The organism is Rubrivivax benzoatilyticus JA2 = ATCC BAA-35, assembly GCF_000190375.1.
Taxonomy (GTDB): domain Bacteria; phylum Pseudomonadota; class Gammaproteobacteria; order Burkholderiales; family Burkholderiaceae_C; genus Rubrivivax; species Rubrivivax benzoatilyticus.
In genome coordinates this window covers 1-26,329 of the sequence record NZ_AEWG01000040.1, presented here as the reverse complement: position 1 = coordinate 26,329, position 26,329 = coordinate 1, and the positions used below count along the sequence as shown (strand labels likewise).

At 73.2% G+C, this 26,329-nt stretch carries 14 protein-coding genes; 8 read left to right on the top strand and 6 right to left on the bottom strand.

Going from position 1 to position 26,329, the window contains the following annotated elements:
• Window positions 1-179 precede the first annotated feature (179 nt).
• Window positions 180-1,808: a 3-(methylthio)propionyl-CoA ligase gene (locus RBXJA2T_RS04095; protein WP_009856055.1), complete on the top strand. Its 1,629-nt coding sequence runs from the start codon at window positions 180-182 to the stop codon at window positions 1,806-1,808.
• Here RBXJA2T_RS04095 and RBXJA2T_RS04090 read toward each other — a convergent pair.
• Window positions 1,787-3,679, bottom strand: a complete 1,893-nt coding sequence (locus RBXJA2T_RS04090) for an LTA synthase family protein (RefSeq protein WP_081467586.1) — start codon at window positions 3,677-3,679, stop codon at window positions 1,787-1,789. The two genes, RBXJA2T_RS04095 and RBXJA2T_RS04090, sit on opposite strands and share 22 nt — an antisense overlap.
• 295 nt (window positions 3,680-3,974) lie before the next feature.
• Here RBXJA2T_RS04090 and RBXJA2T_RS04085 point away from each other — a divergent pair, with 295 nt between their 5' ends.
• Window positions 3,975-4,787 (top strand): Crp/Fnr family transcriptional regulator, encoded by an 813-nt coding sequence (locus tag RBXJA2T_RS04085; protein ID WP_230246335.1) that lies wholly within the window; start codon window positions 3,975-3,977, stop codon window positions 4,785-4,787.
• Window positions 4,788-4,850: 63 nt separating this feature from the next.
• Here the strand turns inward: RBXJA2T_RS04085 and xdhC are convergent, their stop codons facing one another.
• Genes xdhC through xdhA form a run of 3 tightly spaced genes read right to left on the bottom strand, consistent with a single transcriptional unit; the run spans window position 4,851 to window position 9,438 of the window.
• Complete coding sequence (gene xdhC / locus RBXJA2T_RS04080; RefSeq protein WP_009856052.1) at window positions 4,851-5,636, bottom strand: xanthine dehydrogenase accessory protein XdhC; 786 nt, start codon at window positions 5,634-5,636, stop codon at window positions 4,851-4,853.
• Complete coding sequence (gene xdhB, locus RBXJA2T_RS04075) at window positions 5,633-7,948, bottom strand: xanthine dehydrogenase molybdopterin binding subunit (RefSeq protein WP_009856051.1); 2,316 nt, start codon at window positions 7,946-7,948, stop codon at window positions 5,633-5,635. The genes xdhC and xdhB overlap by 4 nt, the downstream gene beginning before the upstream one ends.
• A gap of 17 nt (window positions 7,949-7,965) precedes the next feature.
• A complete protein-coding gene (xdhA, locus tag RBXJA2T_RS04070; protein WP_009856050.1) occupies window positions 7,966-9,438 on the bottom strand; it encodes a xanthine dehydrogenase small subunit in 1,473 nt (490 codons plus the stop codon).
• 256 nt (window positions 9,439-9,694) lie between these two features.
• Between xdhA and guaD the strand changes: the two genes are divergently transcribed.
• The 5 genes from guaD to RBXJA2T_RS04045 are packed head-to-tail and all read left to right on the top strand — an operon-like array spanning window position 9,695 to window position 15,856.
• Window positions 9,695-11,119: a guanine deaminase gene (gene guaD / locus RBXJA2T_RS04065; protein WP_009856049.1), complete on the top strand. Its 1,425-nt coding sequence runs from the start codon at window positions 9,695-9,697 to the stop codon at window positions 11,117-11,119.
• Window positions 11,120-11,123: 4 nt separating this feature from the next.
• Entirely contained in the window at window positions 11,124-12,629 is a 1,506-nt protein-coding gene (locus RBXJA2T_RS04060; RefSeq protein ID WP_009856048.1) for an ABC transporter ATP-binding protein, read from the top strand.
• Complete coding sequence (locus RBXJA2T_RS04055; protein WP_029718500.1) at window positions 12,629-13,708, top strand: ABC transporter permease; 1,080 nt, start codon at window positions 12,629-12,631, stop codon at window positions 13,706-13,708. Before RBXJA2T_RS04060 ends, RBXJA2T_RS04055 begins: the two co-directional genes overlap by 1 nt.
• A 7-nt stretch (window positions 13,709-13,715) precedes the next feature.
• Window positions 13,716-14,642, top strand: a complete 927-nt coding sequence (locus tag RBXJA2T_RS04050) for an ABC transporter permease (RefSeq protein ID WP_009856046.1) — start codon at window positions 13,716-13,718, stop codon at window positions 14,640-14,642.
• Window positions 14,643-14,689: 47 nt separating this feature from the next.
• Complete coding sequence (locus RBXJA2T_RS04045) at window positions 14,690-15,856, top strand: BMP family ABC transporter substrate-binding protein (RefSeq protein ID WP_009856045.1); 1,167 nt, start codon at window positions 14,690-14,692, stop codon at window positions 15,854-15,856.
• A gap of 437 nt (window positions 15,857-16,293) precedes the next feature.
• Here the strand turns inward: RBXJA2T_RS04045 and RBXJA2T_RS04040 are convergent, their stop codons facing one another.
• Both RBXJA2T_RS04040 and RBXJA2T_RS04035 read right to left on the bottom strand, forming a co-directional pair.
• Window positions 16,294-17,334, bottom strand: coding sequence for a porin (locus tag RBXJA2T_RS04040; protein WP_009856044.1), 1,041 nt, complete (start codon window positions 17,332-17,334; stop codon window positions 16,294-16,296).
• A 254-nt stretch (window positions 17,335-17,588) separates the two neighbouring features.
• Entirely contained in the window at window positions 17,589-25,670 is an 8,082-nt protein-coding gene (locus RBXJA2T_RS04035) for an autotransporter outer membrane beta-barrel domain-containing protein (protein WP_138938779.1), read from the bottom strand.
• Between RBXJA2T_RS04035 and RBXJA2T_RS20055 the strand changes: the two genes are divergently transcribed.
• On the top strand, window positions 25,603-26,316 hold the full coding sequence (locus RBXJA2T_RS20055; protein WP_138938778.1) for a hypothetical protein: 714 nt from the start codon (window positions 25,603-25,605) through the stop codon (window positions 26,314-26,316). The genes RBXJA2T_RS04035 and RBXJA2T_RS20055 overlap by 68 nt on opposite strands.
• Window positions 26,317-26,329: the final 13 nt, after the last annotated feature.

The window sequence follows — 26,329 nt, the reverse complement described above, 5'->3', positions numbered from 1 at the left end:
GCGCCGGCATCACGCCCCGCATCGCCCCGGCGGGTGGGCCGCCCCTTCCGGGCGCCAGTCACCTTGGCGACCGCTGCGGGCCATCCCGCATGCGGCAGCGCCGGGGGCTTGGACAGAATGGGTCGAGCCCCGCCGGCACCGCGTCGGACGCCGGCCCCAGAACAGACCAGGAGACAAGAATGAACGGCCTGATGATGCAGCAGCCGCTGCTGATCTCTTCGCTGCTGGTGCACGCCGAGCGCCACCACGGCGACCGCGAGGTCGTCTCGCGCCGCGTCGAAGGCGACATCCACCGCTATACCTACCGCGAGATGGCGGCCCGCGCGCGGCGCCTGGCCAACGCGCTGGCGGCGCTGGGCGTCAAACCGTCCGAGCGGGTCGGCACGCTGGCCTGGAACGGCTACCGCCATATGGAGCTGTACTACGCGGTCTCCGGCGCCGGCTCGGTGCTGCACACCATCAACCCGCGCCTGCATCCCGACCAGATCGTCTACATCGCCGACCACGCCGAGGACCAGGTGCTGTGTTTCGACCTGAGCTTCCTGCCGCTGGTGCAGGCGGTGGCCGGGCGCACGAAGACGATCCGCCACTTCGTCGCGATGACCGACCGCGCGCACATGCCGGCCGACCCGAAGATCCCCAACCTGCTCTGCTACGAGGATCTGCTTGAGGCGCAGGACGACCACTACGACTGGCCCGAGTTCGACGAGAACACCGCCAGCTCGCTCTGCTACACCTCGGGCACCACCGGCAACCCCAAGGGCGTTCTCTACAGCCACCGCTCGACGGTGCTGCACACCTTCGCGATCGCCCTGCCCGACGCGCTGAACTGTTCGGCCAACGACAGCATCCTGCCGGTGGTGCCGATGTTCCACGTCAACGCCTGGGGCCTGCCGTACGCGGCCTGCATGACCGGCGCCAAGCTCGTCTTCCCCGGCCCGGGGCTGGACGGCAAGTCGCTGTATGAACTCTTCGAGGCCGAGCAGGTGACGGTCTCGGCCGGCGTGCCGACCGTCTGGCAGGCGCTGCTGGCCTACGTCGACGCGAACAAGCTGAAGTTCAGCTCGATGCGCCGCACCGTCGTCGGCGGCTCGGCCTGCCCGCCGGCGATGCTGCGCAAGTTCGCCGAGGACTACAACGTGCACGTGCTGCACGCCTGGGGCATGACGGAGATGAGCCCGGTCGGCACGGTGGCCGCGTTCAAGCCGCAGCATCTGGCGCTGCCGGTCGAGGAGCGCTACACGGTGATGGCCAAGCAGGGCCGCGCGGTCTACGGCGTCGACATGAAGATCGTCGACCCCGCCGGACGCGAGCTGCCCTGGGGCGGCGCGGCCTCGGGCGACCTGCTGGTGCGCGGGCCCTGGGTGCTGTCGCGCTACTTCAAGGGCGAGGGTGGCGACCCGCTGCGCGGCGGCTGGTTCCCGACCGGCGACGTCGCACGCATCGACGCCGAGGGCTACATGCAGATCACCGACCGCAGCAAGGACGTCATCAAGTCCGGCGGCGAATGGATCGGCTCGATCGACCTGGAGAACATCGCGATGGCGCACCCGGCGGTGGCCATCGCCGCCTGCATCGCCGTGCCACACCCCAAGTGGGACGAGCGCCCGCTGCTGGTCGTCGTGCGCAAGCCCGGCGCCGAGCTGACGCGCGAGGAGCTGCTGGCCTTCTACGAAGGCAAGATCGCCAAGTGGTGGACACCCGACGACGTCGTCTTCGTCGACGCCATCCCGCTCGGCGCCACCGGCAAGATGCAGAAGAACAAGCTGCGCGAGATGCTGAAGGACTACCGGCTGCCGGCGGCCTGATCGTCGTCGGCGACGGCCGGCCCGAACAGGTGCCGCCAGGCGTGCGCACGCAGCGTGCGCAACTCCGGGCTGTCCGTGCCGGCCGCGGCGGCGGCCAGCGAACCGCTCGACTGGTTGGCCGCGACGTAGAGCCGGCGCACCAGCGTCACCCGGTCGCGCTTGTGCGGCATCGCCCAATGCCCCGGCGCCGCCAGCCCCGCCTGCTGCAGCACCAGCGCGCCGAGGTTGTAGGCCGCCACCTCGTCGGGCAGCGTCACGAAGCCGTCGCGGCTGTCGAACAGCGCCAGCGGCGGCTTGGAGAAGTCGCGCTCCAGGTTCAGCGGCGCGTCGGCGCCGTGCAGCACCCGGTTCAGGCGTTCGTAGACCGCCAGCGAGCCGAACGACGGATAGTGGTCGCCGTAGAACAGCACGAGGGTGCGCCGCGGCCGCGACTTCAGCTGCTCCAGAAAGCCGCAGAACGCACGCTCGTGGTCGTAGAGCATCGACGCGTACTGCGTCAGCGCCAGGGCGTCGTCGTCGAGCCCGGCCGGCAGACGCGCGGCCAGCCCCGGCTCCAGCGGGAAGCGGCCCTCCCAGTCGTAGGGCAGGTGCGCCATCATCGAGACGGCGTGCACGAGGCGCGGCTCGGCGCCCGGGGCGTCCAGGCGCTTCAGGATCTGGTCGAAGAGCACGCGGTCGTCGACGTACTGTCCGCGCCGGGCCGCACCGGGCAGGTCCTCGAGGCCGGCGTAGTCGTCGATGCCCAGCGCGGCGTAGGCCTGCGGGCGGGAGAAGAAGTCGCGGTGGAAGGTGTGCACGGCCTGGGTGCGCCAGCCACGGTCGCGCAGCACACGCGGCAGGGCCGACACGACCGGCCGCGACAGGTACATCTGGAACGGCACCGAGCCCGGCGGCAGCATCGCGTAGGGGTAGCCGGTCAGCAGCTCGAACTCGACGTTGGCCGTGAAGCCGCCCCAGGCCGGTGACACGAGGCGCGACTCGGGTGCCGCGGCGAGGCAGCCGTAGGGCTTGCCGAAGAGCTGCTCCGGCAGCCGGGTGAAGGACTCCGACAGCAGCAGCACGATGTCGGGACGTTCACCGCCAGGCCCTGCCGCCGGCGACGCGGCGGCATCCAGCGCCCGGGCCGCGGCCAGGTCGTCGGCCGCCGGGCGGGGGATGCCGATGAACGGCAGGTTGACCGCGAACGCGTAGTACGGCCCGAAGTTGGCGAAGTTCGCGCCCTGGTCCCAGGTGATGTTGTGCACCTGCCCGGACAGGCCCCGGGGCGTCGGCGGCAGCACCACGCCCCAGGCGCAGACACCGACCAGGCCGGCGGCGGCAACCGCCGAGCGGGCGATGCCGCGGCGGCGGCGGAACACGGCATGCCGCCAGCGCCACGCCAGCACGAGCAGCACCGCCGCCGCCGCAGCCGCCAGCGCCGCCACCGCCGCGAGCGACCAGCCGAGAAAAGCCGCGAAGTCGGCGAGATTGCCGACGAACCACAGGTCCCAGGGCAGCAGCGGCATGTCCAGCTCGAGCATCTTGCGCGCGGAGACCACCGCCACCGTGCCCAGCAGCGTGATCGCCGTCAGCGCCGCCGCCAGCGGCGTGAAGACCAGACGCGCCAGCGCATACAGCGTCAGGCCGAAGAGCGCGTTCAGCAGGTCGACCTCCCAGGCCAGCGTGTCGCGCGCGCTGAAGAGCCAGAGATGCCGCTGCGGCCAGCGCATCGCGAACAGGTCCGCCCAGTGCACGGCGCTGTAGGCGCAGGCCGCTGCCGCCGCCGGCCCGGCCAGCCAGCGCAACGCGGCGAGCCATCGTGCGCTGGCGGCGGGCGGAGGGGAATCGGCGGTTGATCGCGGCGGCTCGGGGCCGCGCTGCAGCTCGGACATGGCGGCACTGTAGGCCCGGCCATCGCCGGCCGCAGGGCAAACTCTCCAGGGACGTGCATTGCTGTGCAAAGCCCGGCCGCAGCGCCCTCGCGCGCACGCATCACGCGCGTGCGGCCTCGCAGGCGATGGAATCGCCTCGTAACCGACCTGAGCATGGGCAAGCCACTTGTCCTGGCGCAGATGCCGTTTTGCCCGGCTTCATACCGCGCCTGCCGCTTGATCTGGCGCAATCGGCACCCCGTAGGGGTACTGGAAAGTGCCTCCACCCGCCTGTAGGCCGGGTAGGGGTGACAACATGCAACACAGTTTCCAGATGCCCGACGGCGCCCTGGCTGAACGACCAGCGCGCCCGCCATTGCGTCCGACGACGACGGCTCGCCCGAGCGCCGCGCCGGTGCGCGAAGACGACCGGCCCGAGACCCGTGGTCCGGACGCGCGCACCTGGCAAGGTCTCTTCGGCACGCCGGCGCTGTCCACCGCCGAGCAGCTCGCGCTGTCCTCGATCGCCCGCGTGCGCACCGTGCCCGCCGGCGCGACCGTGTTCGACCGTCGCGACGGCGCCAACGCGCTGGTGCTGGTGCAGAGCGGCGACGTCGCGCTGGGCTATCGCGGCGCCGACGGCGTCTTCCACATCGAACGTCCGGTGCGCGGCCCGGCCTGGCTGGACCAGAGCTCGGCGTGGCTGCACGAGAACCACGCGCTCGATGCCCGTGCGACGACCGAAGCGGTCGTCGTCGAGCTGCCGCGTGACGCGGTCCAGGCGCTGATCGAGCGGTACCCCGCGCTCGGCCGCCACCTCGTCGCCAGCCTCGCGCGTGAAGTGCAGACGCTGCAGATGAACACGCACGAGCTGATGCACAAGGACGCGCCGGCACGTTTCGCCGCGTGGCTGGTGCAGCGCATCGAGCTGACCGACGCCGCCGGCCTGCGCGGCGTGGTGCGCCTGACCGAACGCAAGCGCGACATCGCGTCGCAACTCGCGATCACCCCGGAGACGCTGTCGCGCCTGATGCGCAGCCTCACCCGCCAGGGCGTGATCTCGGTGGCCGGCTACAACGTCCAGGTGCTCGACGCACCGGCGCTGCGCCAGATCGCCACCGGCGGCTGATTCCTCCTCAAGGAACGTCGAAGATTCGCGGGGGCTTCAAGCCCCCGCTTTTTCTTTGTGCGGTCAGCTGCGCGCCAGCAGCTGCGCGACGACGGCGACAGCGATGACCGCCGGCTCCTTGCCGGCGATGCCCGGCAGCCCGATCGGGCAGACCAGGCGCGCCAGCGCCTCGGCCGAATGGCCGCGTGCCGCCAGCCGGGCGAGGAAACGTTCGCGCTTGGTGCGCGAGCCGATCAGGCCGACGAAACCCAGGTCCGGCCGCGCCAGCGCCGCGTGCACGATCTCCAGGTCCAGGTCGTGGCGGTGCGTCATCACCAGCACGCAGGCGCCTGCCGGCGCGCGTGCCACCTCGTCGGCGGCCGCGGCGGCCACCACCGCCTGCACCTGAGGCGGCAGCTCGACGCCGTCGAAGGCGTCCTCGCGTTCATCGACCCATTGCACGCGGCAGCGGATCTCGTCGAGCACGCGCACGATGGCGCGGCCGACGTGGCCGGCGCCGTGCAGCTGCAGCACGAAACGCGGCGCCGGCAGCGGCCAGGTCTCGGGCGGGCAGTCCGACAGCGGCAGAAAGGCCAGCGTCGCATGGCCGCCGCAGCACTGGCCCAGCGCCGGACCCAGCGGCACGGCCCATTCGGGCTCGACGGCTTCGCCGCGCAGCAGTGCACGGGCTCGTGCGATCGCCTTCAGCTCCAGGTGCCCGCCGCCGATCGTGCCTTCGGTCGTGTCGGCCGCGACCAGCATGCGCGTGCCGGCTTCGCGCGGCACCGAGCCGCGCACCGCACGCAGCTCGACGACGACCGCCGGCCGGCGTTCGCGGCGCCAGCGTGCGGCCGTGGCGGCCAGCCTCACGCGGCGCTCCGCACCGCCTGCACGGCGGCGAGGATGGCTTCGCTGGTGGCCGGCGCCGACAGCGGCGGGTCGACACGGTGGCCGCCGGCGGCCGAGACGGCGTCGCGGATGGCGAAGAAGACCGAGAACGGCAGCAGCAGCGGCGGCTCGCCGACGGCCTTGCTGCGGTGGATGCTGTCCTGCGCGTTGGGCCGGCCGAACAGGCGCACGTGGAACTCGGGCGGCACGTCGTTGGCGGTCGGGATCTTGTAGGTGCTCGGCGAATGCGTGGCCAGCCGCCCGGTCTTCGGGTGCCAGACCAGCTCTTCCATCGTCATCCAGCCCATGCCCTGCACGAAGGCGCCTTCGACCTGGCCGATGTCCAGCGCCGGGTTCAGCGAGGCGCCGACGTCGTGCAGCACGTCGGCGCGCAGCAGCCGCCATTCGCCGGTCAGCGTGTCGACCAGCACCTCGCTGCAGGCGGCACCCCAGGCGAAGTAGTAGAAGGGTTTGCCGCTCATCGTCTGGCGGTCCCAGGACAGGCCGGGCGTGGCGTAGAAGCCTTCGCTCCAGAGCTGCACCCGCTCCAGGTAGGCGGCGTTGCAGAGTTCGGCGAAGGACATCGAATGGCCGCCGGCCAACACGCGGCCGTCGGCGAAGCTCACGTCCTCGGCGGCGACGCCCCAGCGCCGCGCGGCGAAGGCCACCAGCCGCTCGCGGATACGGCGCGCGGCGTCCTGCGCCGCCTTGCCGTTGAGATCGCTGCCGGTCGAGGCCGCGGTGGCCGAGGTGTTGGCGACCTTCTGCGTGTCGGTGGCGGTCACGCGCACCGCCTCGAACGGCAGGCCGAGCTCGTGCGCGACGACCTGGGCGACCTTGGTGTTCAGCCCCTGGCCCATCTCGGTGCCGCCGTGGTTCACCAGCACCGAGCCGTCGAGGTAGACGTGCACCAGCGCACCGGCCTGGTTCAGGTGCACGACATTGAACGAGATGCCGAACTTCAGCGGCGTCAGCGCCAGCCCCTTCTTCAGCACCGGGCTGGCGGCGTTGAAGGCGGCGACGGCCTCGCGGCGCGCGGCGTAGCCGCTGCTGGCGGCCAGCTCGTCGACCAGCGGCGCGACGATGTTGTCCTCGACCCGCTGGCCGTAAGGCGTCAAGTCACGTTCACCGACGCCGTAGAAGTTGGCGCGGCGAACGTCCAGCGCGTCGCGGCCCAGGCGGCGTGCGACGCTGTCCAGCGCGTACTCGATCGCGAACGCGCCCTGCGGCCCGCCGAAACCTCGGAAGGCGGTGTTGCTCTGGGTGTTGGTGCGCGCCGCGTAACCCTGCATCGCGACGTCGGGCAGCCAGTAGCAGTTGTCGAAGTGGCACAGCGCACGCGTCACCACCGGCCCGGACAGGTCGGCCGAGTGGCCGGCGTTGGCGACCATCGTGACCTCGGCGCCGAGCACACGCCCGGCGTCGTCATGGCCCAGCGCGAGCTGGTAGCGGAAGCCGTGTCGCCGCCCGGTGACGAGGAAGTCGTCGTCACGGTCCAGCCGCAGCTTCACCGGCCGGCCGGTGCGCACCGCCGCCACCGCGGCGACGCAGGCCGGCAGCGCCGACTGCGACTCCTTGCCGCCGAAGCCGCCACCCATGCGCCGGCACTCGACCTGCACCGCATGCGACGGCCGGTGCAGCGCGTGCGCGACCAGGTGCTGCATCTCGCTCGGGTGCTGCGTCGAGCACAGCACTTTCATGCCGCCCTGCTCCTGCGGCTGGGCGTAGGCGATCTGGCCTTCGAGATAGAAGTGCTCCTGGCCACCGACGCCGAAGTCGAGTTCGACACGGTGCGGCGCCGCGGCCAAGGCAGCCGCCGCGTCGCCGCGCGCCAGCCGCAGCGGCGGCACGACGTGCTGGCCGGCGGCATGGGCCTGCATCGCGTCCAGCACCGGCGGCAGCGCATCGAAGCTGATGACCTCCTTCGCCAGCGCCGCCGCGCGCCGCGCGGCTTCGCGTGTCGTCGCGACGACGGCGTAGACCGGCTGGCCCAGGTGGCGCAGCGTGGCACCTGGGCCTCCGGCGAGGATGGGCTCGTCCTTCACGAGCGAGCCGCACTGGTTCTCGCCGGGGATGGCGTCGGCGCAGAAGGCGTCGACGACCCCCGGCACGGCGCGCACACGCGCCAGGTCGACGCTGCGCAGCACGCCGTGCGCCACCGGCGACAGGCCCAGCGCGGCGTGCAGCGTGCCGGCGAGCTCCGGCAGGTCGTCGGTGTAGGGCGCGCTGCCGGCGACGTGCGCCTCAGCCGACTCGTGCGGGCGCGAGCGGCCGACGACGGCCGTCGCGGGCAACGGATGCGCCGGCGCGTTCAAACTTGCACCTCACGCTGCCAGACATCCAGCGCTGCCGCAGGCAACGGCGCGTCGGGCCGGGTTTCGAGCCAGAGCCGTTCGAGCAGGTTCTTCGCGACCTGCATGCGGTAGGCCGCGCTGGCGCGCAAATCGCTCAGCGGCGTGTAGTCGGCGTCGAGCGCCGCCTGCGCGGCGCGCAGCGCGGTTTCGTCCCAGCGCCGGCCTTGCAATGCCGCCTCGGCCGCCGCGGCGCGTTTGACCGTCGCCGCCATGCCGCCGTAGGCCAGGCGCACCTGCTGCACGGTGTCGCCGTCCAGACGCAAGGCGAAGGCGGCGCAGACGGCCGAGATGTCCGAGTCGTGGCGCTTGGAGATCTTCCAGCCGCGCACGACAGTGCCCGGCGCGGCGTGCGGCACGACGATGGCCTGCACGAACTCGCCCGGCTCGAGCCGGTTCTTCAGGTAGTCGACGTAGAAGTCGGCGAGCGCCAGCTCGCGCACACGTTCGCCGCGGCGCAGCACGAGGCGCGCGTCCAGGGCCAGCAGCACCGGCGCCGAGTCGCCGATCGGCGAGCCGTTGGCAACGTTGCCACCCATCGTGCCGGCGTGGCGCACCGGCGGCGACGCGAAGCGCCGCCACAGTTCGGCCAGCTGCGGATGCTCGGCGGCGAGCGCGGCCCAGGCGTCTTCGAGCGACGCCGCGGCGCCGATGACCAGCGCGTCGTCGCGGCGTTCGACGCGGCGCAGCTCGGCCACGTCGCCGGTCCAGATCAGCTCGGGCAACAGCCGCAATTGCTTGGTCACCCACAGGCCGATGTCGGTGCCGCCGCCGAGCAGGCGCGCGTCGGGCCGCGCTTCGTGCAGCGCGGCGAGCTCGCCGACGCTGCGCGGCGCGTGGAAGCCCGAGGCGGTGTGCAGCGGCGGAGCCGCGCGCATCTGCTGCAGCGCGGCGACGACCGGCGCCGTGTCCAGGCGCAGCGGCGGCGCGTCGAACATCGCCAGCCCGGCGTCGAGGATCGGCCGGTAGCCGGTGCAGCGGCAGAGGTTGCCCGCCAGCTCGTCGGCCAGCTCCTGGCGTGTCGGCCGCGTGCCGGCGGCCTGGTGGCGCTCGTAGGCCGCCCACAAGGACATCACGAAGCCCGGCGTGCAGAAGCCGCACTGCGACCCGTGGTGCGCCACCAGCGCCTGCTGCACCGGATGCAGCACGCCGCCGGGCGCGACGTCCTCGACGGTGAACAGCGCGCGCCCGTCCAGCGTCGGCAGGAAGCGGATGCAGGCGTTGACGGTCTCGAGCTTCAGCCGGCCGTCCTCACCCAGCTCGCCGATGACCACGGTGCAGGCGCCGCAATCGCCTTCGGCGCAGCCCTCCTTGGTGCCGACCAGGCGCTGCTCCTGGCGCAGCCACTCCAGCACGCTGAGGGTGGCCGGCGCGTCGGCGATCTCGACGATGCGCTGGCGGTGGAAAACGCGGATCGGACGGGGTTCGCTCATCGGCAAGGCATCGGATGCGGTGGGACCACGGTACAGCGCAAGCGGCACGGGCGTGCAGCACGGGCAGAATATCGCCACCCGCGACGCGGCCCGGTGCACAGGGCCCGCGCGAGATCACCACCACCGTGAAGCCCGAACGCAGCGCCCCCGAGGTCGACCTGCGCGCTGCCCTCGGCATGCGCGTGCCTGCTTGCGCGCTGTTTTGCATGCAATCCGCGGGCCTGCCCCGGTGCACCAGCACGGAACGGAGTGCCCGGTGAACAAACTCGCGCTGCACGGCGACCTGCTGGACTTCGAGGCCACGCCGGCCTGGGGCGACCCGGCGCTGCACGGCGTGCGCTGGCGCCCCGACCACTGGCTGCTGATCGAGGACGGCCGCATCGCCGGCACCCTGCCCGGCCGTGAGCCGCCCGGCGAGGACTGGCGGCGCGAGGAGCACAGCGGCCGGCTGCTGATGCCCGGCTTCATCGACACCCACGTGCACTGCCCGCAGCTCGACGTCATCGCGAGCTGGAGCCCCGGCCTGCTGCACTGGCTGGACACCTACACCTTCCCGGCCGAGCAGCGTTTCGCCGACCCCGAGGTCGCCGCCGCCGGCGCCGGGCTGTTCCTGGACGCGCTGCTGGCGCACGGCACGACCAGCGCCGTCGTCTTCCCCACGGTGCACGCGGCTTCGGCCGAGGCGCTGTTCGCCGCCGCCAGCGCGCGCGGCATGCGCCTCGTTGCCGGCAAGGTGCTGATGGACCGCGGCGCGCCGCCGGCGCTGACCGACGACGTCGCCGGCGCCGAACGCGACTGCGAGACCCTGATCGCACGCTGGCACGGCCAGGGACGCAATGCCTACGCGGTGACGGTGCGTTTCGCGATCACCAGCACGCCGGAGCAGCTGGCGATGGCCGGCCGCCTGCTGGCACGCCACGAAGGTCTGTACCTGCAGACCCACGTCGCCGAGAACCGCGACGAGGTCGCCGAGGTCGCGCGCCTGTTCCCCGAGGCGCGCAGCTACCTCGACGTCTACCACCGCCACGGCCTGCTGGGCCCGCGTTCGGTGCTGGCGCACGGCATCTGGCTCGACGACGAGGACCGTCGCCTGCTCGCCGCCACCGGCGCGCAGATCGCCTTCTGCCCGACGAGCAACCTGTTCCTCGGCAGCGGCCTGTTCGACTGGCAGGCCGCGATGGCCCACGGCCACAAGGTGTCGATCGCCACCGACGTCGGCGGCGGCACCAGCCTGTCGATGCAGCGCACGCTGGCCGAGGGCTACAAGGTGCAGGCGCTGCGCGGCACGCAGCTGACCGCTTGGCGCGCGCTGCACGCGGCCACACGCGGCGCCGCCGAGGCGCTGGGCCTGGGCGCCGAGATCGGCCACTTCGACGTCGGCGCGACGGCCGACGTCGTCGCCTGGGACTGGGCGCACGGCGCCGCAGCATCGCACCGCGACGCCGTGGCGCGTGGCGCGGTGGCATCGCTGCCGGCGCAGGACCTGCACGCGCGTGTCTTCGCCTGGATGACGCTGGCCGACGAGCGCAACGTCGCCGCCGCCTGGGTGGCCGGCGTGCCGCGTTTCGAACGCGGCCGCATGCTTCAAAATGTCGACATTGGCACGGCGCTTGCGACCCGTCCCGATCCACGAGACCCCCAACACGCCGACGGCGCCGACGTCCGTTCGCGGCACTCCTGAGTCCATGTACCGCCTCGAACTCGACGGCATCACCAAGCAATACCCCGCGGTGCGCGCCAACGACGGCGTCGGCCTGCGCGTCAAGCCGGGCGAGATCCACGCCGTGCTCGGCGAGAACGGCGCCGGCAAGTCGACGCTGATGAAGGTGATCTACGGCGCCGTGCAGCCCGACGCCGGCACGATCCGCTGGAACGGCCGGCCGGTGACGGTGAAGAGCCCCGCCGAAGCGCGTGCGCTGGGCATCAGCATGGTCTACCAGCACTTCTCGCTGTTCGACACGCTGACCGCGGCCGAGAACGTCTGGCTCGGGCTGGACAAGGCGATGAAGCTGCCCGAGGTGACGCGCCGCATCACCGAGGTCGCGCACACCTACGGCCTGGACGTCGACCCGCTGCGCCCGGTGCACACGCTGTCGGTCGGCGAGCGCCAGCGCGTGGAGATCGTGCGCGCGCTGCTGACCGACCCGCAGCTCCTGATCCTCGACGAGCCGACCTCGGTGCTGACGCCGCAGGCCGTCGACAAGCTCTTCGTCACGCTGCGCCAGCTCGCCGAGCGCGGCACCAGCATCCTCTACATCAGCCACAAGCTCGACGAGATCCGCTCGCTGTGCCACCACTGCACGGTGCTGCGCGGCGGCAAGGTCACCGGCGAGGTCGACCCGACGCTGGAGAGCAACGCCAGCCTGTCGCGGCTGATGATCGGCGCCGAGCCGCCGCAGCTGCAGCACGGCACGCGCCCGGCGGGCGACGTCGTGCTCGCGGTGAAGGGCCTGTCGCTGGCGCGCGAGGACCAGTTCGGCGTCGACCTGAAGGACATCGGCTTCGACGTGCGCGCCGGCGAGATCGTCGGTGTCGCCGGCGTCTCGGGCAACGGCCAGCAGGAGCTGATGGCCGCGCTGTCCGGCGAGGACCGGCGCGCGCCGCACGGCAGCATCCGCCTGTTCGGCCGCGACATCGCCCACCACGGCGCGCGCAAGCGCCGCCACGAGGGCCTGCACTTCGTGCCCGAGGAACGCCTGGGCCGCGGCGCGGTGCCGACGCTGAGCCTGGCGCAGAACACGCTGCTGACGCGCACCGAGACGGTGTCGCGTGGCGGCTGGATCCCGAGCGCGCGTGTCACGGCGCTGGCCGACTCGATCATCCAGCGCTTCAACGTCAAGGCCGGCGGCCCGGGCGCGGCGGCCAAGAGCCTGTCCGGCGGCAACCTGCAGAAGTTCATCGTCGGCCGCGAGATCGACGCCGACCCGAAGCTGCTGATCGTCAGCCAGCCGACCTGGGGCGTGGACGTCGGCGCCGCGGCGCTGATCCGCGGCGAGCTGCTGAAGCTGCGCGACGCCGGCTGCGCGCTGCTCGTCGTCAGCGAGGAGCTGGAAGAACTGTTCGAGATCAGCGACCGGCTGATCGTCATCGCCCAGGGGCGCGTGTCGCCGTCGATTCCCGTCGCCGAGGCGACGATCGAGAAGATCGGCGAATGGATGAGCGGCCTGTGGGCGCCGCGGGAGACGGCCTGATGTTGAAGCTCGAGGCACGGCCCGAGCCGTCGAAGTGGATGTCGATCGCCTCGCCGCTGCTGGCGCTGGCGATCACGGTGCTGATCGGCGTGGTGCTCTTCGTCCTGCTCGGCAAGGACCCGGTGCGCGGCCTGCAGGTGTTTTTCGTCGAGCCGGTGAAGAACCTGTACGCGCTGTCGGAGCTGAGCGTCAAGGCGACGCCGCTGATCCTGATCGCGCTGGGGCTGGCGGTCTGCTACCGCTCCAACGTCTGGAACATCGGCGCCGAGGGCCAGTTCGTCATCGGCGCGCTGGCCGCCGGCTGGGTGGCGATGCAGGCGCCGGCGCTGGCCTGGATGGGGCGCGGCATCGTCGTCGTGATCCTGTTCGCCGGCGTGCTGGGCGGCATGGTCTGGGCCGGCGTCGTCGCGGCATTGCGCGACCGTTTCCACGCCAACGAGATCCTGGTCAGCCTGATGCTGGTCTACGTCGCCGAGATGATCCTCGGCTGGCTGGTCTACGGCCCCTGGAAGGACCCGAACGGCTACAACTTCCCGCAGACCATCACCTTCGACGCGCTGACCAAGATCCCGCGCCTCGTCGACGGCCTGCGCGCCAACATCGGCGTCGTCATCGCGCTGGTCGCGGTGGTCGGCTTCTGGGCGTTCATGTTCCGCACCTACCGGGGCTTCCAGCTGCAGGTCGGCGGCCTGGCGCCGGCGGCGGCGCGTTACGCCGGCTTCTCGTCGCGCAGCGCGCTGTGGACCTCGCTGCTGCTGTCCGGCGGCATGGCGGGGCTGGCCGGCGGGCTGGAGGCGGCCGGGCCGCTGGGCCAGCTGACGCCGTACGTGCCGGCCGGCTACGGCTTCGGCGCGATCATCGTCGCCTTCGTCGGCCGCCTGCACCCGGTGGGCATCGTCTTCTCCGGGATCCTGATGAGCATGTTCTACATCGGCGGCGAACTCGCGCAGTCGCGCCTGGGCCTGCCCAAGTCGCTGACCGGCGTCTTCCAGGGCCTGCTGCTGTTCACGCTGCTGGCCTGCGACACGCTGATCCACTACCGCGTGCGCTGGTGGCACGCGGCGCGCGCCAAGGCCTGAGACCGCGATGGACTTCACCACCCTCCCCCTGCTGATCGCGGCGACGCTGAACGCCGGCACGGTGCTGGCCATCGCCGCGCTGGGCCTGCTGATCAACGAACGCGCCGGCATCGTCAACCTCGGCGCCGAAGGCCTGATGCTGGTCGCCGCGATCGCCGGCTTCGCCACCGCGATGCACACCGGCAGCGACTGGCTGGGCTTCGCCGCCGGCATCGGCGCCGGGGCACTGCTGTCGGCGCTGTTCGGCCTGCTGGTCATCTGGCTGAACACCAACCAGTACGCCAGCGGCCTGGCGCTGAGCCTGTTCGGCGCCGGCTTCTCGGCCTTCGTCGGCATCGGCTACGTGCAGGGCAAGCTCGGCGAGCGGCCGTCGTTCGCCGTGCCCTTCCTGTCGGACATCCCGTTCGTCGGCCCGGCCTTCTTCCGCCAGCACCCGATGGTCTACCTGGCGATCGCGCTGGCCGTGGCGCTGGCCTGGTTCCTCTACCGCTCGCGCGCCGGTCTGGTGCTGCGTGCGGTCGGCGAGTCGCCCGAGTCGGCGCACGCGCTGGGTTATCCGGTGCGCAAGATCCGCCTGGCGGCCGTGGTCGCCGGCGGCGCGCTGTGCGGGCTGGCCGGGGCCTACCTGTCGGTGATCTACACGCCGCTGTGGGTCGAGGGCATGGTCGCCGGCAAGGGCTGGATCGCGCTGGCGCTGACGACCTTCGCGACCTGGCGCCCGGCACGAGTGCTGCTTGGGGCCTACCTGTTCGGCGGCGTCACGATGCTGCAGTTCCACCTGCAGAGTCAGGGCGTCGAGATCCCGAGCCAGTTCCTCAGCATGCTGCCCTACGTCGCGACGATCGTCGTGCTGGTGCTGATTTCCCGCAATCCGGCGTGGATCCGGATCAACATGCCGGCCTCGCTCGGCAAACCGTTCTTCCCCGGTTCGTGAGCCGGGCCAATAATTTCCTCTTTCGTCACCCCCTGGAGAAAAGACCGATGTCTTTCGAATCGAAGCGCTCGCTGCTGAAGCTGGCCGGCTGGTCCACGCTCGCGGCGGCCGCCGCCCTCGTCGGCTGCGGCAAGAAGGAAGAAGCGGCGCAACCGACGGCCGAACCGGCGTCGGCGCCGGCCTCGGCCGCTGCGGCCAAGCCCGAACCGCTGAAGATCGCGTTCGCCTACGTCGGCCCGGTGGGTGACGGCGGCTGGACCTTCGCCCACGACAACGCGCGCAAGAAGCTCGAAGCCGAGTTCGGCGACAAGATCGTCACCACCTTCGTCGAGAAGGTGCCCGAGGCCGCCGACGCCGAGCGTGTGTTCCGCGACCTGATCGGCCAGGGCAACAAGCTGGTCTTCGGCACGACCTTCGGCTACATGGAGCCGATCCAGAAGGTCGCCGCCGACGCCAAGGACGTGAAGTTCGAGCACGCCACCGGCTACAAGCAGGGCGAGAACATCCGCACCTACGACAGCCGCACCTACGAGGGCGCGTACATGGCCGGCGTGATCGCCGGCTCGATGACCAAGAGCAACACGCTGGGCGTCGTCGGCTCGATCCCCATCCCCGAGGTCATCCGCAACATCAACAGCTTCACGCTGGGTGCGCAGAGCGTGAACCCGAAGATCAAGACCAAGGTGGTCTGGGTCAACGAGTGGTTCAACCCGCCCAAGGAGACCGAAGCCGCGCAAAGCCTGATCAACGGCGGCGCCGACATCCTGTTCCAGAACACCGACTCGTCGGCCGTGCTGCAGACCGCCGCGAAGAACAAGAAGTTCGCCTTCGGCTGGGACAGCGACATGACGGCCTACGCGCCGGAAGCGCACCTGGCCTCGGCGATCATCGACTGGTCGCCGTACTACATCAAGGCCACCAAGGAAGCGCTGGAAGGCACCTGGACCGGCGGCAGCGCCACCTGGTGGGGCGTCAAGGAAGGCGCGATCGACATCGTCTCGATCAGCGACAAGGTGCCGGCCGAGACCAAGACCAAGATCGACGAAGTCAAGGCCGGCCTGAAGGACGGCAGCTTCGCGATCTGGAAGGGCCCGATCGTCACCAACGCCGGCAAGGAAGTGCTGAAGGCCGGCGAGGTGGCCGACGACCAGTTCCTGGGCGGCATCAACTTCTTCGTCAAGGGCGTCGAGGGTAAGGTTCCGACGGGGAAGTGAGAGCCCCCGGCCGCCTGGCGGCCGCCCCCCGAGGGGGGCAACCTGACCGGACCGGGGGACCCGGATCCGGTCAGGCGCGTTAACACCGCCGCTCCCCTGACCGCCTGCGGCGGTCTGTCCCCAGGGGGGGACAAATGCAAAGGCCACCGTGGTTCGCGCACGGTGGTCTTTTCTTTGTTCGGGCGGCCCTGACCGCCTGCGGCGGTCTGTCCCCAGGGGGACAAATGCAAAGGCCACCGTGGTTCGCGCACGGTGGCCATTTCTTTGTTCGGGCGGCCCTGACCGCCTGCGGCGGTCTGTCCCCAGGGGGGACAAATGCAAAGGCCACCGTGGTTCGCGCACGGTGGCCTTTTCGTTGTTCGCGCGGGCGAAAAAAAAGCGGCACCCGAGGGTGCCGCTAAAGCTGAGGTACCGTGGCGGGCGCCCCCGCCAGGGTTTTAGAACTTGTGGCGGATGCCGACGGCGAAGGTGTCGCCGGTGTCGGCGCCGGTCACCTTGTCTTGCATGTAGATCGCGTAGACGTCGGTGCGCTTGGACAGGTTGTAGTCGTAGCCCAGCGTGAAGGTCTTGTTGGTCTTCTCGACCGCGTTGCCGTCTTCCTTGGCGTGGCCGTACTGGGCCAGGACCTTGCCGCCGGCCAGCGGGATCGAGGCGCCCAGGCCCCAGATGTCGGTGCCGGTGTCGACCGTCGCGGTGGTGTCGACCGCGGTGTACTGGCCGAAGACCTTGACGACGCCGAAGTCGTACCAGGCGCCGACCTGCTTGGTCTCCTGGTCTTCGAAGCCGGCCGGGGCGCCGATGACGTCGTTCTTGACCTTCGAGTACGACACCGTCGCGGCCAGCGGGCCGTTCATGTACAGCACGTTGCCGCCGATGTTGTTGCCGAAGGAGTTCGCCGCGTCTTCACCGGCGTTGGCCTGGATGTTGACGCTCAGGCCGTTCCAGCTCTTGCTCTTGAACAGCACCGAGTTGGCCCAGCCGGTGTCGCCGTACCAGGACAGCATCTGCGCGCCGGCCGGACGGTTGCCGGTCTGCGGCGTCAGCACCTGCAGGATGCTCGGCGAGAAGGCGAACGAGTCACCCAGCGCGTTGAACATCAGCGTCGAGACGAACATCGTCGTCGTCGTGCGGCCGAACTGGTACTCGCCGTAGTTCGTGGCCAGGCCGACGTAGGCGTTGCGCGCCCAGAAGCGGTCACCGACGAAACGGCCGGCGGTGCCGGCGTCGGCCTGCAGGAAGTGCTCGATCGCGAACGTGACCTTCAGGCCGTTGCCCAGGTCTTCGCTGCCGTTGAAGCCGATGAACGACGTGGTCATGTTGCCGCTCTGGACCTTGGTGGTCGAGTCGGCACCGGCCATCTGGAAGCTGCCGACGGCAGCGTCCATCAGACCGTAGATGTTGACGTTGGACTGGGCGTGGGCCAGACCGACACACAGCAGGGCGGCAGCGCCGGCCACCGCCTTCAGCGAACGAGACATGGAAACTCCTGGGAGGGTGGTGAACAGGAAGATCTAACGACTTGTCACGAAGCAAGCGTTATGCCGCAGGTGTATACAAGTCTGCGGTCCGGCGTGATTGTGTGACAGCGAGGTGACGGCTCCAGGGGTTTTCCCGCAATGCACCGCGATGGGCGTGGGCGCGGCACCACAGCCGGGCGGGCGCACCGCGCCGGCCCGGTCGCCGAGGGCCGCCGGGAGGCTCCGGCGACGGTCGCCGGAGCCCCGCGGCGGTCTCAGAACGGCATCGAGAAGCGCAGCGCCAGGCTGTCGACCCGGCCGTCGCTCGCCCGCTGGCCGCTGTACGCCAGTCTCAGCACCGAGCCGCCGTCTTGCAGCAGGTCCACGCCCAGGTCGACCAGCACGAAGCGGTCGGGCCGCCAGGCCTGGGTCGTGAAGCTGCCGGCGCCTTGCGGCGCGCCGTCCAGGCGTGCTCGCAGCGCCCAGTCGGCGCCACCCAGGTACTGCAGCACGCCCAGGCCGAGCGCCGGCCGCAGCCGCGCACCGCCGGCCAGCTCGAACTCGGTGCCGTACTCCAGGCCGATCTGCAGCGTCAGCTCGTCGTCGCGGCGGCTGGCCGCGGCCAGGTCCAGTGCACCGGCGCCGCGTTCGTGGAAGGCGCCGCGCCAGAAGCGCGCGACGCCGAGGTCCAGGCTCGGGCGCAGGTAGCCGCCGCCCCAGGCCTGGTCCTCGCTGACGCGGGCGTGCAGCGCGACGAACCGCGTGTCCTGCGTGCCACGCGCCTGCGTGTCCGCCTCGGGGAAGGCGACCACCCGCGTCGCGTCCTGGCTGGCGGCGCCGGCGCTCAGCGAGACACCCAGCCGCGTCGGGCCGTACTCGCGCTTGAGCACCGCGCCGGCCATCGCCGCCACGCCGCTGGCGCTGGCGTGGCCGTCGTCGGAGCGCGCGTGCTCGCGCACGAAGCCGAAACCCAGGCCGAAGTGCCAGCCCGAACCCAGGCGCCGCTGCTCGCCGGCCGACAGCGTCCACGAACCGCCGTCCAGCCCGATGTGCTCGCGCGTGGCGTCGGTGCGGAAGTCGCCGTAGGCCACGCGGGCCCAGCTGCAGTCGCCCTCGGCGGAGAAGCGGTGCTCGCCGTCGCGCACGCGGCAGCTGAACAGCCCGTCGCCGAAACGCTGCGTGGAGGCCGACAGCCGGGCCTGCCAGGCGGCGTAGACCTCGGGGCTGAAGCCGGCATACGCGCCGGCCAGCTGCGACACCTGCGGCAGCGCGAAGATCGTCTCGACGACCGGCGCCAGCGCCGTGGAGCCGCCGGCCCGCTGGATGGCGTTGAAGTGCTCGCCGACCGCCCGGCCGTTGCGGTTCAGGCCGTCGGGCGCGAAGTCCACCGAGAAACGCACCGCCAGCTCGCCGCCGCCGGCCGGCAGCAGCTCGTAACGCGCCACCGCGGTCTGCGGCGCGTCCAGCGTGGCGCTGGAGCTGACGCCGTCGCTGGCCGAGACCAGCACCAGATCGCGCACGCCAGGCATCACCGACGCCGTGTGCAGCGGCGTCAGCACGACCCGGCCGGCGAGCTCGGCGCCGCCTTCCACGTCGAGCCCGTCGAGGGTGTCGTCGACGAGGTCGACGTCGGCCAGCAGCGTGCCGGTGGCGGTCTGGCGCAAGTCGCCGCTGAGCGCGGTGCGCTGCACCGTGCCCGGCAGGCCGGGCAGCAGGAAGCCGGCGTTGAGCAGCTCGTTGCCCTGGCCCAGCACGACACGCCGGCCGCTGGCGAACGCGGCCCCGGCCAGGTTCTCGAAGCCGTTGGCGCCGCTGCCGAGGTCGACGTCGCCGACCACGGCGCCGTGGTTCTCGACCCGGTCGTCGCCTTCCTCGCCGACGACCGCCCGGCCGGCAACACCGTCGGCCCCCTGCAGCACCGCCCGGTTGTCGAGCCAGTTGGCCGCGCCGCCGGAGAGCCAGACGCCGGTGCCGCCCGGGCCGAAGGCCAGCGTGCTGCCGGTCAGTCGCACGGTGATGTCGCCCCGGCCGTCGGCGCCGCGCGACTGGGCGAAGACCCCGACCCCGTCACGGCCGGTGGCGAACACGTCGCCGGCGAGCGTCAGCTCGATGCCGGCGCCGCGGCCGGCACCGCCGGCCGTGTCGGCGAAGACCCGGTCGACCGCCCCGCCGCCGCCGCCCAGGCTCTGCACGAAGACGGCCACGGCCCGTTCGCCGCCGACCTGCACCGTGCCGCGCTGGTCCAGCGTCACGCTGCCGGCATCGCCGGCATTGCGGCCGTCGGCCTGCACCGCGACCGCGGCCGGCGCCAGGTCCGACAGCACGAAGCCGCCACCGCCGCCGATCGACTGCAGCACGATCCCGTGAGACAGCACGCCGGTGCTCAGGACATCACCCTGGTTGTCCAGCGTGACGGCGCCGGCGCTGCCTTCGCTGCCGCCGGCGCCGAAGCGCAGCGTCAGCGCGTCCAGCCCGCCGAGGCCGGCCTGACCGCCACCGCCGCCGATGCTCTGCAGCAGCAGGCCGGGCGAGCGGTCGCCGAGCGTCGTGACGTTGCCAGTGGCCGCCAGCGACACCGAGCCGCCGTCATGACCGCTGCCGCCGGTCGCGCCGAGTTCGATCGTGCCCTGCGCCGAGCCGGCCACCGCCGCACCTGCCGCCGCCGGCGCCGCCGCCTGGCGCTCGAGCACCAGCTCCAGGCTGCCGCCGCCGCCACCCACCGACTGCAGCAGCACGCCCGGCGACTGCGCGCCGGCGGTCGCCAGGTCGCCGTCGCGCCCCAGCAGCAGGCTGCCGGCCGCCGTGTCCTGCGAGGACCGGCCGCCGAGCCGGCTGCCGAAGTCCAGGCTGCCCTGCGGGTCGAGCACGTAGTGCAGGTCGGCGTTGCCGCCGCCGCCGGCGACGTTCTGCACCAGCATCGCGCCGGACTCGCCCCCCAGCGACAGCAGGCGGCCGTCATGGCGCGCCGTCAGCGCGGAGGTCGCCGCCGGGCCGCTGCCGGCGACCTCGTCGCCGCCGAGCCCGATGAAGGCGGCCAGCGCCGCGATCGCGGTGTCGGCGCCGCCCGCGCTGCCGCCGGGTTCGCCGTCGCCCGGCGCGGTGGCCGGCATCGCGTGGCGGCTCGCATCGAGGAACAGGTCGAGGTCGCCGCCCCCGCCTTCGACCGCCTGCCAGAACAGCGCGCGGCTGCGCCGGCCGGTGACGACGATGTCGCCGCGGCTCTCGACGCTGACCGTGCCAGCCCGGCCGGACGTGCCGTCGCGGCTGCCGAGCAGCGCGTCGAGCGCGAGGTCGGCGACCATCCAGATCGGGCTGGTGATCGCGCTGCCGACCTTGCCGCCGCCGCCGGCGACGCTCTGGGCGTAGATGCCGTAGCCGCCGTCGCCGGCGACGAGGATGCTGCCGCTGTGGCGCACCGTGACGTCGCCGCCGTCGGCCCCCTGGCCGCCGCTGCCGCCGAGGCCGACGTGCAGCAGCGAGGCCGCGCTGCCGACCGGGTTGCGGCGCAGGTCGAAGGACGGCGTCAACGCCAGCCCGCCGTCGCCGCCGCCGCCGCCGACGCTCTGGGCATCGATGCCGTCGGAGCGGGGGCCGTGCACGGCGATGCTGCCGGTGTTCGTCACGGTCACGCTGCCGGCGCGGTCGCCGGCGCCGCCGCGGCCGCCGAGCGCGAGGCCTGCGGTCGCCGCCCCCGGCGTCGTCTCGCCGAAGTCGCCGATGGCCACGTCGCCCGACACCGCCAGCCCGCCGTGGCCGCCGCCGCCGCCGATCGACAGCGCGACGATGCCGTGGGCCTTGGCGCCCCAGGTGCTGATCGCGCCGCCGTTGTCGACGACAACGTCGCCGCCGGTGCCGCCGGCGCCGCCGCTGCCGCCCAGGTTCAGCGCCAGCGTCTTGGCGTCGCCGCCGCCGGCCTGCTCGGCACGCGCGCTCAGCGTCGTGCTGCCGGTGCCGCCACCGCCGCCGACGCTCATCGCCAGGATGCCGTGCGAGGCGTCGCCGTAGGTCGTGATCGACGGCGCCGCCGGGATGTCGCCGGGGTCCGGCAACGCGGCCAGGACGCCGGCCGCGGGCGCGCAGGCCGGATTGCAGACCTTCACGAGCCCGCCGTCGCCGGCGTTGCCGCCGCTGCCGCCGAGCCCGAGGTCGACGCTGCCGCCCGAGCCCTGGCCGGAGATCGTGCCGCTGACGACCTGGCGGGCGTTGCCGCCGCCGCCGCCGACGGACTGCGCGAACAGCCCGACCGCGTCGTCGCCGCGCGTCAGCACGCTGCCGGCGTTGGTGACCGTCACCGCGCCACCGAGACCGGCGGAGCCGCCGGTGCCGCCGATCGCCACGCCCAGGCGCAGCGACTCGTCCTCTTCGTCGGCGACGACACCGTTGACCGTCATGCCGGCCTCGCCGCCGCCGCCGCCGATGCTCTGCGCCAGCACGCCGTGCGAGCCCTCGCCCTCGGTGACGACCTGGCCGCGGGTGATCACGGCGACGGCCTTGCCGTCCATGCCGGTGCCGCCGTCGCCGCCGAGGTCGAGCTGCACGCTGCCGCCCTTGGCCGGCGCGCCGGCCGTCGTCGCCATGCCGCCGGTGCCGCCGGCCCCGCCGACGGACTGCGCGAGGATGCCGTACGCACGCGGCCCGGCGGTGTAGACCAGCGCGTCGCTGGTGACGGCCACCTGGCCGCCGGCACCGCCGTGGCCGCCACGCCCGCCGATCGCCAGGGCCAGCGTCGCCGCCGCGGCCGAGGCGTCGGAGCCGTTGCCGCCGCCACCGCCGACCGACTGCGCGAAGACCGCATGTGCACCGGCCCCGAGCGTCGCCACGGTGCCGACTACGTCCACCCGGACCCGCGACGCCGCACCGCCCTGCCCGCCTTCGAGCCCGACGACGACCTGCGCCGAGCGGTCGGCGCCGTCCTCGCCCTCGGGCAGCGTCAGCGCCACCGAGGTGCTGGAGCTGTTGCCGCCGCCGTTGCCGATGGATTGCGCGAGCAGCCCGTAGGCCTCGCGGCCATGCGTGAACACGGTGCCGCGCGAGACCAGCTCGACTTCGCCGCCGCTGCCACCGCTGCCGCCGATGCGGCCGAGCGTCACCGCCAGCCGGCCGCCGCCGGCCTGGGACTCGCTGGAATCGGCGCTGGCGTTGCCGCCGCCGCCGCCGACGCTCTGCGCGAGAACGCCGATCGAGCGTCCGCCCCAGGTCTCGATCGTGCCGTCGTGCAGCACCGCGACCCGGCCGCCGTCGCCGCCGTCGCCCGGGCTGCCGCCCAGCGAGAAGCTCAGGCCCAGCGTCTCGTCGTCGTCGCCGGCCACGAGCTGGCTCAGGTTGACGTTGGCATTGCCGCCGCCACCGCCGATCGACTGCGCCAGGATCGCGTGGCTGTCGATCAGCAGCGTGGCGATGTCGCCGTGGTGGCGCACCGTGACGGCCTTGCCGTCGCCGGCGGCGCCGCCGGCGCCGCCGATCGCCACCTGCGCGGCAAAGCGTCGGCTGCCGCCTTCGCTGCCGCTGCCGCCGCTGCTGCCACCGCCGGCCTCCTCGTCCGGCGCGATCGCATCCTGCACGGCGCCGATCTGGTCGAGCATGCCGCTGAAGCGCTCCCAGACCGCGTCGTCGACGCCGGGGTGGCCGGCCTCGTCGAACAGCGTCTTGCCGTCGTCGGCGGGGTCGCCTGAACGCTGCTGGGTGATGACGAGGTTCATCGCCGCGTCGCCACCGCCGCCGCCGATGCTCGAGGCCTCGATGCCGTAGGCGCCGCGCCCCTCGGTCAGGATGCGGCCCGCGGCCGCGAGCACCCGGCCGTCGGCGTCCTCGAGGCCGCGCACGACGGTCACGCTGCCGGCGTCGTTGCCGGCGCCGCCGCCGCCGCCGATGCCGACGCTGAGCGGCGAACCGTTGCGTGTCGACACGCCGGTGACGTTCAGCCCGGCGTTGCCGCCACCGCCGCCGATGCTCTGCACGAAGATGCCGCGGGCATGGTCGCCGAGCGTCGTGATCTCGCCGGTGGAGCCGACCGTCACCGCGCCGGCCGCGGCGCCGTCGCCGCCGAAGCCGCCGACGCCGGCGACGATGGCCAGGTCGCTCATGCCGCCGCCGCCCTCGCCGGCCGCACGCCCGGCCGCGCCGGCGACGTCCAGGCCGCCGTTGCCGCCGCCGCCGGCGACGCTCTGCGCGAACACCCCGTGGGTGTAACCGCCGCTGGCGGTGATGCGGCCGTGCTGCGTGACCGTGACGTCGCCGCTGCCGGAGCCGTCGCCGCCGAAGCCGCCGACACCGACGGTGACCGACGGTGCCTTGCTGCCCTCGGCGGTGCGCAGCCCGCCGCTGACGTTCAGGCCGCCGTTGCCGCCACCGCCGCCGATGCTCTGCGCGAGCAGGCCGGCGCCATGCAGCGTGTTGCCGGCGTTGGCGCCGATGGCCAGGTCGGCGGTCCGGTTCAAGGCGGCATTGCCGGCCTCGACCGTGACCGCAGCCCCGGCGCCGCCGTTGCCGCCGAAACCGCCGACGCCGACGACGATCGGCGCGCCGGAGGTGATACCGCCGCTGACGTTCAGGCCGCCGTTGCCGCCGCCACCACCGATGCTGGAGGCGACCACCGCCGAGCGGCCGTCGCCCCAGGCGCTGACGCTGCTGGTGCCGGTGAAGTCCAGCGTCACCGCGCCGGCATCGCCGCCGCGGCCGCCGAAGCCGCCGACACCGACCACCAGCGCGCCGGAGACGCCGCTGCCACCCGACCCCGAGCCCGAACCGGAGCCGGAACCCGAGCCGCTGCCGCCCGCGGCACTCGGCCCGTACTGCAGAGCGCCGGCGACGTTGGTGCCGCCGTCACCACCGCCGCCGCCCACGCTCTGGGCGACGATGCCGTTGGCGCCGCCGCCGGTGTCGAGGGCCCAGGACCGCGGGTCGCCCCCGAACGCCAGCGACGGCCTCGCGACCAGCGTGCCGCTGTAGTGCAGCAAGACCGCATCACCGGCGCCGCCACCGCCGCCGAAGCCGCCGACGCCGATCGACACCGAGCCGCTGCTCGCGCCGGACGACAGCGTCAAGCCGAGCGCGCCGCTGACGTTGGTCGCGCCGGCGCCGCCGCCGCCACCGACCGACTGCGCCAGCAGGCCGGCCGAGTCGCGGCCCCAGGTCGAGACATCGGCGTGCACGTCCAGCGTGACCTCGCCGCCGTCGCCGGCGCCGCCCCCGAAGCCGCCGACGCCGACCGCGATCGCGGCGCCGGACTGGCCCGTCAGGTTCACTGCGCCGGAGACGTTGACGCCGCCGTTGCCGCCCCCGCCGCCGACCGACTGCGCGACGATCGCCGTCGACGCCGCGCCGAAGGTGACGACCCGCGGGTCCGCCGACACGCCGCCGACGGTGCCGTGCACGTCACCGGCATCGCCGCCGGCCCCGCCGAAACCGCCGACCCCGACGCCGAGCGCGCCGCCGGAGGACTTGCTCAGGTTCAGCGCGACGCCGACGTTGGTGCCGCCGCTGCCGCCACCGCCGCCCAGGCTCTGGGTGAGGATGGCCGCCGAATGCTCGCCATGTGTCGTGACGTCGGCCAGCACGGTGCTGGTCGCGGTGCCGCTGGCGCCGCCCTGGCCGCCGAAGCCGCCGACCCCGACCGCCAGCGCGCCGCCGCCGTCCAGCGACGCGGAGACGCCGCCGGCGACGTTCATGCCGCCGCTGCCGCCACCACCGCCGACGCTCTGCGTCAGCACGCCTGCCGAACGGTCGCCGCCGGTCGTGACGCTGCCGCTGACCTGGCTCGAGGCGTCGCCGCCGACGCTGCCGGCGCCGCCGGCGCCGCCGACACCGACCGCCAGCGCGCCCGAGGCCTTGGCAGCGGCGAACGCCCCGCTGACGTTGACGCCGCCGTTGCCGCCGCCGCCGCCCACCGACTGCACGATGACGCCGGCCGAGTTCTCGCCCGAGGTCTGCAGCGTGCCGTCGTAGTCGGCCGTCACCCGGCCACCACGGCCGCCGGTGCCGCCGTCGCCGCCGAGGCCGACGGCGAGGCCGCCGGAGCCGGTGGCGGCCGCGGCGCCGGCGGCGCTGACGTTGAGCCCGCCGTTGCCGCCGCCGCCGCCGACCGACTGGACGAGCACGCCGCCCGAGTTGAGGCCGGTGGTCGTGACGTCCGACTGCAGCCGCGCGTTGACCGCGCCGCCGTCGCCGCCCCCACCGCCGTCGCCGCCGAGGCCGAAGCCGACCGACACCGATCCGGAGCCCGCCGCCGACAGCGCCGCCGAGACCGAGAAGCCGCCGTTGCCGCCGCCGCCACCCACCGACTGCGCGAGGATGGCGGTCGAGTTCTCGCCGCCGGTCGTCACCGAGCCGCGCTCGGCGTCGCGCGCGGTGACGAGCACGACCTCGCCGCCCGCACCGCCACCGGAGCCGCTGCCGCCGAGCGCGACCGAGGCGCCGGCCGCGCCGCTCGCCCGACGCGGCCAGCGTCGCGCTGACCGCACCACCGCCGTTGCCACCGCCGCCGCCCACCGACTGCACCAGCAGCCCGGTGGCGTTGGCGCCGTCGGTGTCGATGTCGGCGAGCAGCCCGACCCGCACCTTGCCGCCGTCGCCGCCGCCCGCACCGCCTCCGCCGAGCGCGACACCGACGCTGGCGCTGAAGCCTTCGGACAGCGACGCGGCCGCCGCGACGGCGAGGCCGCCGTTGCCGCCGCCGCCGCCGACGCTCTGCGCGATGAAGCCGGCCGACCGTTCGCCGCCGGTCGTCACCGAGCCGGTGAAGCCGGTCTCGACGAGGCGGTCGCCGGCGTCGAACACCGCCGGCGTGTCGTCGACGAAGCGGCCGACGGTCACGAGCCCGCCGTCCCCACCACCGGCGCCACGGCCGCCGATCGCCAGGCTGAGCGAGCCGGCGACCGGCCCGGCCGACGCCGACGCCGCGACGGCGTAACCGCCGCTGCCTCCCCGCCGCCGACGCTCTGCAGCAGCACGCCGGGCGAGTCGATGCCGCGGCGTGCGCTTCCGCCGCGTCGGGCGTGCCGGTGACAATGACCGCCGG

Bases quoted from the DNA above. Each gene is read 5' to 3' on its own strand.
- RBXJA2T_RS04045 (WP_009856045.1), top strand. From the start codon at position 14,690: ATGTCTTTCGAATCGAAGCGCTCGCTGCTGAAGCTGGCCGGCTGGTCC.
- RBXJA2T_RS04060 (WP_009856048.1), top strand. From the start codon at position 11,124: ATGTACCGCCTCGAACTCGACGGCATCACCAAGCAATACCCCGCGGTG.
- RBXJA2T_RS04085 (WP_230246335.1), top strand. From the start codon at position 3,975: ATGCAACACAGTTTCCAGATGCCCGACGGCGCCCTGGCTGAACGACCA.
- RBXJA2T_RS20055 (WP_138938778.1), top strand. From the start codon at position 25,603: ATGGCGGTCGAGTTCTCGCCGCCGGTCGTCACCGAGCCGCGCTCGGCG.
- RBXJA2T_RS04095 (WP_009856055.1), top strand. From the start codon at position 180: ATGAACGGCCTGATGATGCAGCAGCCGCTGCTGATCTCTTCGCTGCTG.
- RBXJA2T_RS04055 (WP_029718500.1), top strand. From the start codon at position 12,629: ATGTTGAAGCTCGAGGCACGGCCCGAGCCGTCGAAGTGGATGTCGATC.
- RBXJA2T_RS04090 (WP_081467586.1), bottom strand. From the start codon at position 3,679: ATGTCCGAGCTGCAGCGCGGCCCCGAGCCGCCGCGATCAACCGCCGAT.
- RBXJA2T_RS04040 (WP_009856044.1), bottom strand. From the start codon at position 17,334: ATGTCTCGTTCGCTGAAGGCGGTGGCCGGCGCTGCCGCCCTGCTGTGT.
- xdhA (WP_009856050.1), bottom strand. From the start codon at position 9,438: ATGAGCGAACCCCGTCCGATCCGCGTTTTCCACCGCCAGCGCATCGTC.
- RBXJA2T_RS04050 (WP_009856046.1), top strand. From the start codon at position 13,716: ATGGACTTCACCACCCTCCCCCTGCTGATCGCGGCGACGCTGAACGCC.